Origin of the sequence: Dechloromonas sp. ZY10, from assembly GCF_041378895.1 — a bacterium.
GTDB lineage: Bacteria > Pseudomonadota > Gammaproteobacteria > Burkholderiales > Rhodocyclaceae > Azonexus > Azonexus aquae.
In genome coordinates, this window is record NZ_CP144212.1 from 3,503,402 (window position 1) to 3,515,689 (window position 12,288).

Below are 12,288 nucleotides of genomic sequence, written 5' to 3' on the forward strand. Positions count from 1 at the left end.
TGCTTTGGCTCCCTCGTCCGCCTGGTCCGCATCATCCGCCCGGAATGGCTGGACGACATTTATCGATAATAAACCAATTGCATAAAATGACAAAATCGACAAGAAGCGGATGGACGTCACTGCGGCAAATCAGCAGGCCTGCGCCAAACAAAAAAAATGCCCGCACAAGGCGGGCATAAATCCATTCTTGGAAATGGAGGAGACAGATCGCATTATGCGGCAACATCTTGTGCAATGCAGCAAATATTTTGTTGCAGTCTGTAACGGCAAGTAATCGATTTTGTTGCCGCGCACAAAAAAGCCCCGCAGACCGGAGTCTTGCGGGGCTATCGGAAACGCCGGCTTACTTGCGCAAGCCTTTGCTCATTGCCTCAGCCGCCTGCGTCGCAGCGGAAAAATTGGCCTGGGTCAGTTCGGCAAACTGTTTGCTGACCTCGTTCATCCGGGAGAACGATGCATTGACCTGATTCATCGCGGCCTGAATCCCGCCAAATGCGCCTTCGCCACCGACCGGAATGGCCTGCGTAGTCTGCTTGGCCAATTCGGTCAGGGCTTTCTGAAAACCGGAGAACTGGGCTTCCATCAGTTTGGCCAACTCACCCTGGCTCTGCGCGGCAATCTCGTACACCGAACGCGAGTAAGCCACCGCCTTCTCTACCGCCGGCTGAGCCAGAGCCACCTGAATGTCAGCCGCCTCCTGCGGGCTCTTTGCCGCCAGCACGGCCTGGGCGCCGGAAGCGGAATCCTCGATCGCCGACCGGGCTGCGTTCAGGTTCAAGGCAGCAATCCGTTCAGCGGAAGCGAGTGCGACATTGGCCACGGCCAGCAGGGAATCGACCGTTGCCTTGTTGGCAACTGCAAATTGTTCGACATTCATCGTCATGGAGCTTCTCCTCTAAAAATATCAAATCTTCCATATCTCTGTTGATTATAGCCCCACCTGCGAGCCGACCGGACCCCGCGCCGCTTACATGCCCAGCGAATCGAGCAGGCGCTGGTTATCGCTCTCGCCGCCGTCCGCCGCAGCCTGCACCGGTTGGCCGCTCTTGGCAGCCTGGGCGAACAGGGCATCCGGATCGCGGTCTTCCTCGGTATCGAAATCGGCAATCTTGATGAACTCCGTCCGATCAACAGCCAGTTCGAGATAAAAAGTATTGCTCTTGCCGGTAAAGAAGCTGACCCGTCGTGCCTCCGGGTTATCCAGGTTGGCCCCGATGCTGAGCGTGACCTGTTTGTTGATCACCAGCATCTTTGGCTGATTCTGCGTGATGTGGGTCTGCAATTCACGTTCGACGCGGCTGGTGAAGTCGCCGACCATCTGGTTCATCAATTCGCCCATCACATTGCTGACTTCGTCCGAGGTGTAGGAGACGGCCAGATCTTCGCGCGCCATGCCCATGTTCAGCATGTAGCTCTCGTAGAGTTCCATCGCCGCCTGGGCCGAGAAATTGAGCACGACCAGACCGGAAAAACCGCCGTCAAACAGGACAAAGCAACCGATATCCGGCTTCAGGCAGGTCTTGCCGATCTTCTGCACCATCCCGGAATAGCGGATCGGCTGTTGCGTCGCCGTAGTCAGCACCCGGCTGACCGAATTACACAGGGTTTTCAGCAAATCCTCGGTACCGAAGACAACAGGTGCTTGCGTGCTCATGATCGAATATTCCAGACGAAAAATGTTCAATGTATAACAGCCGCCCAGTCTGGGCCAGCCATTACTGCCGGTGCTTAACAATTACCCTTCTTGGCCTGCCCTGGCGGGCAAAAGCCGCCACCGGAGGGATGTGGATCAATCACCACACTCGTGCCCGGTGTGTGCACTGCACACCCGGCCAGCGCGGCCAGCAAAAAACATACGCTCAGATATTTCATCTCGTTTCTCCTGGGCTCGCCCTTGCGCGCAACCGTCAGGTCGCTTCCCAGCAGACCTGCCCCCCGCCGTTCTCATCGAGCCGGCGACGAAGATTATCGGCCTGATCACAAGGCAACGAAAGCACTACCCGCACCGCCTGCCCATGCTCGACCGCCTCCAGTACCGCACCGGCAGCCTGCAATTCCCGCCGCAACCAGCCTTCACGCGCATAGGGCAGGACGCAACACAGTCGCAGGCGCGCGACCTGCGGGACCAGGCAGGCCTCGGCCAGGGCCCGGGCAACACTGTCGGTATAGGCCCGAATCAAACCACCGGCCCCCAGTTTGACCCCGCCGAAATAGCGCACCACCGTCGCCAGCACCCCATCCAGATCGCGGTGCCGCAACACGTCCAGCATCGGTCGGCCGGCCGTACCGCTAGGCTCGCCATCGTCCACAGCCGCCGACTGCCCCCCAGCCAGCAAAGCCCAGCACACATGTGCGGCACCGGGGTGCTGGCGCCGCAAGTCGGCAACGATGCGCAGGGCCTCCTCGCGGCTGGCCACATTTTCGATCCGGGCCAGAAAGCGGCTCTTCCTGATCGTCAATTCGGCGGTCGCCGGCGCCATCAGGGCATTAGCCATGGCTCCCTCCATGCGTCCGCGCATGCATTGCGGCCAAATTTTCCGGCAGCGAACCGTCAATCTGTTGACAGCGGACAAAACAAGACATGCGAATTAGTTAATAATAGAAACACGAAAATCAAAAAAAACGCGAAATGAACCAAATGCTCAACTGGTCGCCCGACTTGCAGGTCGGCAATGCAACACTTGACCGCCAGCACCGGCAGCTGTTCGAAATCAGTCAGCAGGCGGGGCGCTGTGCGCTTGAGGCCGGCACCCAAGCCGACAGCCATTTTCACCTGCTGCTTAACGATATCGCGGTTTTGTTCGACCGGCACTTCAACGACGAAGAAAACTTTCTCGAACAAAATGCCAGTCCCAACCTCGAAGCTCATAAGGCCGAGCACGATCACTACCGGACTCGGCTGACTGACCTGCTGTGCGAGGCAAGCATCGGCCACATCGACCGCCAGGGACTCTATCGTCTGACCTGCGATTACCTGTGCGATCACCTGCAAAAAACCGATCAAGCCGATCTGACAGGGCGGCATCCGCAGCCGGCGGCTGCCGGCAATGCGGCAAGCGAAACTGCCTGACCTGGCCGGCGGGGATTCTTCAGATAAACTGCGAGTCAATCACGAAAGACGACACCGCATGCCGCTCTCCAGCATCGATCAGGCAATTCTCGCCCATCGCACCTGGGTAGTCCGCTTCCAGACCGCGATCCAGGGCGTGAACCGCGAGGCCTTCGATCTCGCCACCGCCCGCGACGACAATCTCTGCACGCTCGGCTGCTGGCTGAACTCCCCGGATTCTCTCAGGCTCCTGGGCGATGACCCGCACCAGAGAATCAAGGTACTGCACAAGACCTTCCATGAAATTGCCGGCGACCTGGCCGAAAAAATCAACCGCCACGACGCCCTCGACGAACTTGAATTATTGCTCGGCGAGTTCGACAACCTGTCGGCACAACTTATCCAGTTGCTGCGGCTGGCCAAAAAGCGGATCGGCTGATCACGCAAACGGTAAAAAGCGGCGAAAAGCAAAAAAGCCAACCGGCATCGGTTGGCTTTTTCTTTTGCAGATCAATGATCTGCCTGAATTCGATGTGGAGCGGGCGATGGGAATCGAACACGTCAACCCGACCATCGATCCGCTCATTATGGGCTTCACCAGTGATTCTATTACCCCGCTGTTTCCTTGGCAATTGAAGGAAATCACATGAATACAAATTTTCGGGATAGGGCTTAGTTCTAACGCCTCAGTTTGACTGAATTGGATGGAATCCGCTTCTGCTGTGACCAGAATGTGACCAGACGCGAGACCGAACAGTTACGAAACACCACGCGCGGCTAAATGAGGATATCAGTAATCCGGTTTTCCCCGCCTGGCGATGTTGTAAAGCGCAAGTGCCCTCGGCTAGTCATCTCTTTCACCAGTGGCATGAAGTTCTTGTACTGAGTTCGCGCAACGTCAAAACTGGGGTCAATTTCCTTCATCTTGTTATTAGCGGTCGAAACATTGATTGGCAACTTGTTCCGATCAATGTTGCGGAGCGCTTTGACAAAGAGATTTTCGATTGCATCGTCAAAGGTCCTGATCTTCGCCTTCGCAAAATCCTCAAGAAATAGCAAGGTATCAAAAGCTTTAGCCAAAATTGCCCGGTCTTTGTCCTTTTTACGACAGACCAACCAGACCTCCTTCCCGTACTTCCGCAAACGGTCACCAATGACTGTAAAGTCGGAGTCGCTAGTCAGGAAACAGTAGCGGTCGATCTTCGGGTTGCCGAGGTAGAGCGTTTCAAAAGCGTCCAAGCTGATGAAGAGATCGGCCCGGTTCTTCTCCGCGCCAATCTTCGGCGTGTCGATCAACGTGAAGTTGTGGTCGATTAGTTGCTCTTTGAGCGTCTTCTTACCAGTCGTCTGATTTCCGTAAGCCGCCTTGATCACGAAAATGCAGTTGTGGTCGTCATCGGCTCGAAGCAATGCACTCATTAAATCTTCCAGCGCAAATTCGGTTGAAGCGACATTCTCCATGTCTACGTAAACCGCAATGTTGTACATCTGCTTCTTCATGATTTTTGGATTGTTAGAACAAACGTCGATCGTATCCCGACCGCTATTATTTGTCATGATCTGGGGCGCTTATAACTGTGCGTAGGTGGCCTTTTGCATCATCGCGAAAACGAATTGCAGCGCCTCCTCGGTAGGCTCCTGAGCACGGAGCCAGCGGATGGAAACCCCAATGTATAGTGCCCATTCGACTCCTTTCTTGAAGCTTTTCCAGCGATCCGTTTTTGCGGCAAGCTCGATGAATTGGTTCACCAGCAGATACTGGCTACCGCCGGCTCGGTACTTCGCCTGCTCGAAGGCATATTCCATATGATAGAAGGCAGACTCGTAGTCACCGTTCCGGTAGCGAACGACTGCACGCAACCAACGCTCCATCCAGTTGAGATGTGACGCTAAGCCGTCCTGTCGGAGTGCCTGCAGGTACTGATCAATATCCTCGTCGCTGCATTCGGAATTTTTCTTTAACTCGAATCCTTCGCCTAGCCTTTGTGGAAAGCCGGAAGGAATGGAAAATTCGCGATTGATTTCCAATCTGTCGAGTGCGGTACGCACACTGTACTCGCCATACCTCTGAATAAGTTCAGCAACCGTATCAGCGGGCAGAGGGTTGTAGTCGTTCTCGTGCAGCAAGTAATCCAGCGTATTGGCCAAGTCGGCGTAGCGATCGCGGAACCAGGTCCAGTATTGCTCCGAGAACTCCATCCAGACTGTATCTATGGCGATTGGCGGGACGCTGTATCCCTCGATATATGAAGTGGTTTCTTCTGTAAATGAATCAAGGTCGACTGATAGCCAATCGCGGTGTTGCGTGAATTGGGTGATTAACTGCTCCAGTATGACCGTCCCGTAGGCTTCCTTGATCAAATTGCAAATGTAGGTAGCCAGCCGGGCCAAGAAAAGCACCTGAAAGATGCTTTCACGCAACTTCTCTGGAAAATGGCGCTGATACGCTCTGTCGCTATGGCTTTCAAGATGCTCAAATGAGCGCGCAAAGTTCCAAGACAGACCGGGCCATGATGGAAGACGTTCTCCTTTAAACCAGTCCGACGCGTTCTCTAGGTTCTGCTGTAGCTCTGCATCATCAGTGTTGGCGCTCTTGCCCGGGTAGTGAAAGTGTGTCCGGCTGACACCGCAGGCTTCATAAACCCAAGACATGGCTTTCTTGATCGGCAAAATGATCTCGTCGCCGTTAACCGTAGGCAGGTACCAGTTGGGGTCAGGCGGAATTGCGAATCCCTCAGAAGCCAAATTGAAACGGAGTGCGTGCTTCTGGATTGATATCGCCAGTCGGGGAATTGCATGTGCGCGACAAAACCAAAGAATGCTGTCTTTCTTGTTGAGATAAGTACCCTCATCACGAATGACGGCGTTGTAAACCTCGAAGAGGTCCATAACACCTTCGCCAAATGCCAAATTTACTTTGGCGTTCGGTATCGCACCGGCTGTCAGAAAACCCAGGTTACGGATCAGCTCACCACAGCGATCCGTCAGGCTACCTTCTTCGTCGGTAAGGCGCTGGAGCTGTTTTTGAATACGCTTTTTATCTGTGTCGTTTAGGCCGTCGTTTTCTCCCCGTTTGCGGGGTAGAACGCCTGCTGCGTCAAAAGCAAACTTGACCAGTTCGCCCAGTGTCGGAAAGTTATCGTTCATGATCGATCACACCGCTTCTTAAAAGTGCGTATCCCCGCACGCAGCGGGGATACGACGCATCACTTTTGGTTCGGATTGAACTGCTTACCCCGATTGCCATGAACCTGAGCGTTGACCGGGTTCGTCCCAGAAGTCCCTCGATTGTTATTGAGTGCGTTCGCACGGTCGTTCAACTGTTGCTGGGTACGTGATTGCTGTTGGGATTGCTTTGCCATGATTACTCCTAGCTGGGTTAAAGGAGTAGCCATGGTATTTGCCGATGCTCAGCGCGTAACCTGGAGTTTTGGCGACGTGAATTTGGAATGGAATTAACCCGCCGGTTTGGTCTTTACAGGCTTGAAAACCTTGTGCGTTCTCCTGAAAGCAGCAGGATCAATGTCAGCCACATGAATGGAAATTTGGTCTGCGCCGTGCACATGGGAAACGAGCCGGTCGTAATGCTCTTTGTAGGGAGCTTGTACCGTCGATCCGCCGAACTCCCCCTTATTAACGACCACTACGTGCTGATACATATGGTAGTTAAGCGCTGCTGCCATAGTGTCGAAGGTACTCACATCTTTGTTATGTGCACAGACAACAAACAAATCTGTTTTCTTTTTCAAATCGGCCGCCAAGTTTAGGTCTGTCGCGTCATAGCATATAGCCCCGCCGATGCGAATCGCCCCCTCCTCGGCTCCTGTTAGTTCGATAATGTGCTGACAAGGCCTATGGCCGGAAATGCCCAAATATTTCTCTCCTTTAGTCATATTGGCTTTCCCTTGATCTCGAATGATCCAGTGACGTCCAGACGGTCGGTAGTCTGGAATAAACCAGCGGGCAACATTTACCAACTTCCCTTTATGATCGAGAAAAACCAAACCGGCAAAGACGATCGACCTTGTCTTATCAGCAAGGCGCTTCAATAAATCCTGATCGTCTTGATGTACTGCGACCTCTGGAAAGACTATCAAATCGGCGCCAGTCCCCGATTTATCTTTGTCTGCTTCGAGCTTGGCCGATAAGGTCTTGTAGGTTAATCGGCAGACTCTCGCCACGTGGGCACGTGCGTCCGCTCGTGCCTTTGGTAGATCTAGCTTAGGGTCACTAACCGTAAAATCTTTAGTCCGGGGCAACAATTGCTGCACCGTGACAATTCGAAACGTGGAACGCGATGCATCTGATGGCCGCTTAATCGTAGTAACCAAGGCTGGCATTCTTGAAGCCGAGCAGTAATTGCTGTTCAGTAACGCTTCCCGGTCTTTCAACACGCTCTTTAGCGTAGCAAGACCATCTATACCCGCGATGTCTTCACACTGAAGAAATGTCGACTCAAATCCAGGCCATTGCAGGCATTTCATCAGCAACTCAGACATCCAATTGGATACAGTTGCATAATTTCCAACCAACGCCTCCGCAGCATGCATCATGCCCATTCGGCGTTTATACCATCCCGTTCTCAATCCCTTGTAACCGATAATTTTGCCTGACTTCCAGCGATTACCGGTGTAGTCGCTTCCTCCAACGACCGCTGCTCTAAGGATAGTTCCAATCCAATAGACCACCACATGATCGGAATTATTGCAGTCCAACCATGGTGGGATTTCAAATCGAGGATCGATCGTCTTAGTCTGAGCGGTGCTCACGCATTTAAGCACCTCAACGCTGGGCAACCAAAGCTCATCCCAACCTGCATTCGCTTTTTCTTTGGATATATCTAATTCACTCGGAGAAAGCGGCAGTAAATCAAAGTTATTTTCTGCAAAGGTAATGAGTGCAAGCGCCAGTTTGACCAACGCCACTTCGTGCTCAAACCCATTATTTTCTGATGCAATAATTTTTGATAGTTTCTGCTTATGCGATTTAAGATCTGCGGCAAAAATTGGTGAGGCCCATTTGAGACGATCGGCAAGATTTTGCCATTCCTTCGCTTTTGACAATCGCTTCCAAACGCTGAGCCAGAACTCTCCTCCTCGCTTGGCAATTTCTTCAAGTACGCCATATTTGACGTCGTCGTTCTGCCTTTCAATTGTCTGCAGCAAATACGAGGCAAAGATATTAGGCTTTCCCGTTATCTGGGCAGCGACCTCAAAGAGCGCCGAACGTTGGCGCTGATATTCGGGTAGTCTGCCAGCCAAAATTGCATGCAGACTGTGCTGAATAGTTTTTTCTATTTCACTATCGCTGATAACAACCGGCTTCTGCAAGGTAGCTAGCAATAACAAGGCTTGTCGTTCGAGAAAACGTGGTATTTCAGGAACCGAAATGATTTTTTGAGCTAGGCTCGCGGCAACGTCCAGAGCTTCCTCAGGTGCAGCGGATAGCGGGTAATCGATCCGTTGGAAGAATCCGTTGAAATCAACACAGCAGCGGAAAATATCGGCAAGCAAGTAATCCATCATTGCTGCCGTTTGCAAATCATCCTTGAACCCGCCCACCGCACTTCTTCTGTAGACTGCGTTCAGAACAGGCTCGACAATTGCCGGAGAGGGGAATATTTCGATTGCCTTTCTCAACACAAGGCCGAGTGATGGATCTTGCATCCAAGCTCTTATCAGCTTTTTGGCCAAGAGCTCACTTTCGTTGTCCTCTAGGTTCGCTGCCTCTGCATCTTGTATTCCGCCCCCGGTCAGTTTTCGCTTGCTCCGAGTTATCGACTCCAATCGATTGGCCGCAAATCGCTTTAACGTATCTAAGCGGACATCATGGTCAAACCTAACCAGCCGAAATAGCGGTTTATCCTGATCATTTAGCTTATCGAAGGATTCATCGAGGTCATCAGATTGGGAGCTTAGCAACCCTTCTAATACTGCTGACGCATTCTCCAACACATCACGATCAGCTGGGCCGCTCAGGTCCTCTTGCAATAGCGCGATGCGCCCAGATAGGCTCCCTCGATTATCCAAATCAGATAGCGCAGTAACCTTGGTTTTCTTACCATTGAGCTCAATTGAATTCCCGGCATAAGCTTTAAGCTGATGAGAAATCCAATTGTTGATCCCGAGAGCCAAAGTGTCTCTGTCATAATTATCAAAACTGACCACCAACCGCAGATCATCGACATACCTGCAGTAATCATGCAGCACTACGCCTCGCATCTTTGGAAGGCTCTCACCGATATGCTTCCCAATGGCCCGATCGAACTCCACCATGTACGCGTTGGCAAAGAAGCCCGAAGCCACTAGCCCTTGCGGTAGCCCTTGGCCTAGTTGCATACCTAATTTATTTGCGGTCTCCTTCGCCTCGTCATGCCATTGCCAATCAATAATCTTCTGAGCAGTTGCCCAAAATCTTCGGCACTCATCCTTGTAGCCATATTCCTTGGCTAAAGATTTCAAGCGTTTCACTAATACTGCTCGATCAACATTGTCATAAAACTTGGAGAGATCGAGATTAATGACAAAAACGTGGTCGGTATCGCTAACCGAATTAGCCACGTTTCGCCCAATATCAATGGGGCGCCGCAAAAAGTTTTGATAATCGGTAAAAAACTTTCGATAGGTTTCCCCATTTCCCCATCGGAACCATGCCCCCTGGTCGTTCCAGTCGCAAAGCAAGCGATTTCCGTAACTGAATACGCGGTTCTTATTCCGCGAAGTGACTGCCTTACTACAATCACCTTGTGCGGTCTCGACTGCATCAGCCAAGCAAAGCATCAGAGCAGATGCCCAAGTTTGGTCTCTGATTGTCAAATGGGCTAATGGTCGAAGCGGTGGCTTGATCTTCCGATCTTCCGCAGGTTGCAGAGGGGCCCAGCCCTCATCTGGTTTTATGTCCCATGTATCAGATTTCGCTGCTGGCACCAACTCCAGTGGGACCAATTCGAGATTTTCATTTTCTAGTGCATCGGCCCACGCTTTAGAGTTGCGCTCCAGCCCTAGCGCGGACACATCTAAAGCCAAAGTGTCAGCGTACCAATTATGAGTACGCATATAGCCATGTGTTTTCTTCCAAGCTTGGGCAATCACAACTTGATCGGCCAGATACTCGATCTGAGGTTTAAGCTTTCGATAGTGTTCTGAAATGAGTTTCATTTTATTGTCGTTACCCAGCGAGTAGTCCTAGCTTCGTACATGCTCTGAAAATCGTAGTGCCAGCATGAAAATACATGATCATAGCATGCAACAAAACGATCGAGACCGCGTGACATAGTGATCTCCGACATCCGTCACTTTCTATTCATGCTTGAGCATGGCGCGCTTACTCCAACCGAATGCCATCCGCGTCCGCAACTGTGGCAGTAGGGGCCGCATTGCCTTTTCAATCGTGAAAAGAAAAGACCCAGGAGATCGCTCCCCTGGGCCCTTTTTGTGCTCGACGTTTTATTCAGCCGAGCAGTAGGCAATCACCTCATCCGCAGTCAGATCAAACCGCTCACCTGCTTCAATGGTGCCCAGAATCGCATCGAGAATCCTGAACCCGCAGAGGTTATCGACGCAGCCAACTCCTTTACGAGACTTGATCGCTACGAGCCCAACGCTCTTTGCCTTGCGACGCGCACGCTGTTCCAGGGCCTTAACTGCACGTTCTTGCTGATTCCACATCATGGTGAACTCCATTTCCATTAGTTTAGAAATGAAGAGCGGACTGGAAGCGTCCAGGGTATCCATCCCTGCTTCACACCGAGAAGGACTGAATCGCCCCGGCCTCATTAGATACTCCTGAGCCTTAAACTTAGGGTCAAGGAGGCCTCATGAGCAGCAAGCGTTACCCGGAAGAGTTCAAGATTGCGGCGGTCAAGCAAGTGACCGATAGTGGTCATTCAGCACCCGACGTAGCACAACGTCTCGGCGTGTCACAGCCGACGCTGTACGAGTGGATCAAGAAGTACAGCCTGCCAGAACCGGAGCGGCTGGAGCAACAGAGCCAGTCGGGCGAGATTCGGCGCTTGAAAGCGGAACTGAAGCGCGTGACCGAGGAGGGCGACATTCTAAAAAAGGCCGCAGCGTACTTTGCCAAAGAGTCCCGGTAAGGTACGCATTCATCGAATCGGAGGAGGTGCGGTACCCAGTGCGGAGACTGTGCCGCATGATGTCTGTGCATCCGAGCGGCTATTACGCCTGGAAAGCAAATCCTGCCTCTGAACGAGACAAGGAAGATCAGCGCCTGCTCGGATTGATCAAGCAAAGCTGGTTGGAAAGCGGCGGGGTGTATGGGTACCGCAAGATCGCCCATGATCTGCGCGATCTCGGCGAATCCTGTGGCAAGCATCGGGTCTATCGGCTGATGCGACAGGAAGGGCTGCGCGCTCAAGTTGGCTATGGCCGCCGTTCGCATCGCTATGGCAAGCCGGCTGTGGTGGCTATCAACCAACTGGAGCAGAAGTTCGACGTTGAGGCCCCCAACCAAGCGTGGGTCACGGACATTACCTACATCCGAACTCATGAGGGCTGGCTATATCTTGCAGTCGTCCTTGATCTGTTTTCACGCCAAGTGATTGGTTGGTCGATGCGCTCACGGATCGACAGCGAATTGGTTCTCAAGGCCTTACTGATGGCCGTCTGGCGCAGAAATCCATCTGGCCCGGTGATTGTGCATTCCGATCAGGGAAGCCAATACAGCAGCCATGACTGGCAGGCCTTCCTGAAGGCTCATGGGCTGGTAGCCAGTATGAGTCGTCGAGGCAACTGCTACGACAACGCGGTCGCAGAGAGCTTCTTTCAGTTGCTCAAGCGCGAGCGTATCCGTCGCAAGGTCTATCTCGACCGAGAGGAGGCTACGCGTGATGTCTTCAATTACATCGAAATGTTCTACAACCCGAAACGTCGTCACAGCCATGCCAACGACGTTTCTCCGGTAGAGTTCGAAAAGCAATATTTCAACCGGCTACAGAGTGTCTAGTAATGCCGGGGCGATTCATCTTGACGAGCCCCAACGGTCAAGGGCAGATCAAGGTTTATGAGAACGGCGCTGCTCAACCGAATCTTGGGGCAAAAAACGTCGCAAAATATCCAATTTCACTGCCGGACACCCCTGAGCAAAAGAGAATTGTTAAGGATCTCGATCTGTTGGCGCTTGAAACCCAGCGCCTCGACTCTCTCTATCAGCGCAAACATGCTGCGCTCGACGAACTGAGGCAATCCTTGCTGCATCAGGCTTTCAGCGGCAATCTGTGA

The 12,288-nt window shown here is 52.5% G+C and carries 13 protein-coding genes; 5 read left to right on the forward strand and 8 right to left on the reverse strand.

Translation table 11 applies throughout. The annotated features are described in order from the left end of the window. Window positions 1–343: 343 nt before the first annotated feature. The 3 genes from VX159_RS16075 to VX159_RS16085 form a co-directional block, all read right to left on the reverse strand. Window positions 344–883 (reverse strand): phasin family protein, encoded by a 540-nt coding sequence (locus tag VX159_RS16075; RefSeq protein ID WP_371323883.1) that lies wholly within the window; start codon window positions 881–883, stop codon window positions 344–346. Window positions 884–967: 84 nt separating this feature from the next. Then, the gene (locus VX159_RS16080) at window positions 968–1,654 is read right to left on the reverse strand and encodes a DUF3334 family protein (protein ID WP_371323884.1); all 687 of its coding nucleotides are present in this window, start codon (window positions 1,652–1,654) and stop codon (window positions 968–970) included. 253 nt (window positions 1,655–1,907) lie between these two features. Then, a complete protein-coding gene (locus tag VX159_RS16085) occupies window positions 1,908–2,495 on the reverse strand; it encodes a YigZ family protein (protein WP_371323885.1) in 588 nt (195 codons plus the stop codon). A gap of 134 nt (window positions 2,496–2,629) precedes the next feature. On the opposite strand from VX159_RS16085, the gene VX159_RS16090 reads away from it, so the two are divergent. The 3 genes from VX159_RS16090 (at window position 2,630) to VX159_RS16100 (ending at window position 3,699) form a co-directional block, all read left to right on the forward strand. Beyond that, window positions 2,630–3,070 (forward strand): bacteriohemerythrin, encoded by a 441-nt coding sequence (locus VX159_RS16090; RefSeq protein ID WP_371323886.1) that lies wholly within the window; start codon window positions 2,630–2,632, stop codon window positions 3,068–3,070. Between the two features lie 58 nt (window positions 3,071–3,128). Next, on the forward strand, window positions 3,129–3,488 hold the full coding sequence (locus VX159_RS16095; protein WP_371323887.1) for a CZB domain-containing protein: 360 nt from the start codon (window positions 3,129–3,131) through the stop codon (window positions 3,486–3,488). Between the two features lie 64 nt (window positions 3,489–3,552). Further along, entirely contained in the window at window positions 3,553–3,699 is a 147-nt protein-coding gene (locus VX159_RS16100; RefSeq protein ID WP_371323888.1) for a hypothetical protein, read from the forward strand. Window positions 3,700–3,826: 127 nt separating this feature from the next. Here the strand turns inward: VX159_RS16100 and VX159_RS16105 are convergent, their stop codons facing one another. The 5 genes from VX159_RS16105 to VX159_RS16125 form a co-directional block, all read right to left on the reverse strand. Then, on the reverse strand, window positions 3,827–4,549 hold the full coding sequence (locus VX159_RS16105) for an NYN domain-containing protein (RefSeq protein ID WP_371323889.1): 723 nt from the start codon (window positions 4,547–4,549) through the stop codon (window positions 3,827–3,829). Between the two features lie 69 nt (window positions 4,550–4,618). Beyond that, window positions 4,619–6,196, reverse strand: a complete 1,578-nt coding sequence (locus VX159_RS16110) for a hypothetical protein (protein WP_371323890.1) — start codon at window positions 6,194–6,196, stop codon at window positions 4,619–4,621. Between the two features lie 59 nt (window positions 6,197–6,255). Beyond that, window positions 6,256–6,411: a hypothetical protein gene (locus tag VX159_RS16115; RefSeq protein ID WP_371323891.1), complete on the reverse strand. Its 156-nt coding sequence runs from the start codon at window positions 6,409–6,411 to the stop codon at window positions 6,256–6,258. 93 nt (window positions 6,412–6,504) lie between these two features. Beyond that, window positions 6,505–10,206 (reverse strand): reverse transcriptase domain-containing protein, encoded by a 3,702-nt coding sequence (locus VX159_RS16120; protein ID WP_371323892.1) that lies wholly within the window; start codon window positions 10,204–10,206, stop codon window positions 6,505–6,507. A 288-nt stretch (window positions 10,207–10,494) separates the two neighbouring features. Further along, window positions 10,495–10,782: a hypothetical protein gene (locus tag VX159_RS16125; RefSeq protein ID WP_371323893.1), complete on the reverse strand. Its 288-nt coding sequence runs from the start codon at window positions 10,780–10,782 to the stop codon at window positions 10,495–10,497. Between the two features lie 83 nt (window positions 10,783–10,865). On the opposite strand from VX159_RS16125, the gene VX159_RS16130 reads away from it, so the two are divergent. Next, window positions 10,866–12,013 (forward strand): IS3 family transposase gene (locus VX159_RS16130; RefSeq protein ID WP_371323894.1). Its coding sequence is split into 2 segments (ribosomal slippage): window positions 10,866–11,112 and window positions 11,112–12,013, totalling 1,149 coding nucleotides; the frame shifts between segments, so codons are not numbered across the junction. Window positions 12,014–12,033: 20 nt separating this feature from the next. Beyond that, window positions 12,034–12,288 carry a restriction endonuclease subunit S gene (locus VX159_RS16135; RefSeq protein WP_371323895.1) on the forward strand — a complete coding sequence of 85 codons (255 nt, stop codon included), beginning with the start codon at window positions 12,034–12,036 and terminating at the stop codon, window positions 12,286–12,288.

What these genes read in the sequence shown, in the direction of transcription:
- VX159_RS16120 (WP_371323892.1), bottom strand. Translation starts at nt 10,206, where the DNA reads ATGAAACTCATTTCAGAACACTATCGAAAGCTTAAACCTCAGATCGAG.
- VX159_RS16090 (WP_371323886.1), top strand. Translation starts at nt 2,630, where the DNA reads ATGAACCAAATGCTCAACTGGTCGCCCGACTTGCAGGTCGGCAATGCA.
- VX159_RS16085 (WP_371323885.1), bottom strand. Translation starts at nt 2,495, where the DNA reads ATGGCTAATGCCCTGATGGCGCCGGCGACCGCCGAATTGACGATCAGG.
- VX159_RS16115 (WP_371323891.1), bottom strand. Translation starts at nt 6,411, where the DNA reads ATGGCAAAGCAATCCCAACAGCAATCACGTACCCAGCAACAGTTGAAC.
- VX159_RS16125 (WP_371323893.1), bottom strand. Translation starts at nt 10,782, where the DNA reads ATGGATACCCTGGACGCTTCCAGTCCGCTCTTCATTTCTAAACTAATG.
- VX159_RS16080 (WP_371323884.1), bottom strand. Translation starts at nt 1,654, where the DNA reads ATGAGCACGCAAGCACCTGTTGTCTTCGGTACCGAGGATTTGCTGAAA.
- VX159_RS16075 (WP_371323883.1), bottom strand. Translation starts at nt 883, where the DNA reads ATGACGATGAATGTCGAACAATTTGCAGTTGCCAACAAGGCAACGGTC.
- VX159_RS16095 (WP_371323887.1), top strand. Translation starts at nt 3,129, where the DNA reads ATGCCGCTCTCCAGCATCGATCAGGCAATTCTCGCCCATCGCACCTGG.
- VX159_RS16110 (WP_371323890.1), bottom strand. Translation starts at nt 6,196, where the DNA reads ATGAACGATAACTTTCCGACACTGGGCGAACTGGTCAAGTTTGCTTTT.
- VX159_RS16105 (WP_371323889.1), bottom strand. Translation starts at nt 4,549, where the DNA reads ATGAAGAAGCAGATGTACAACATTGCGGTTTACGTAGACATGGAGAAT.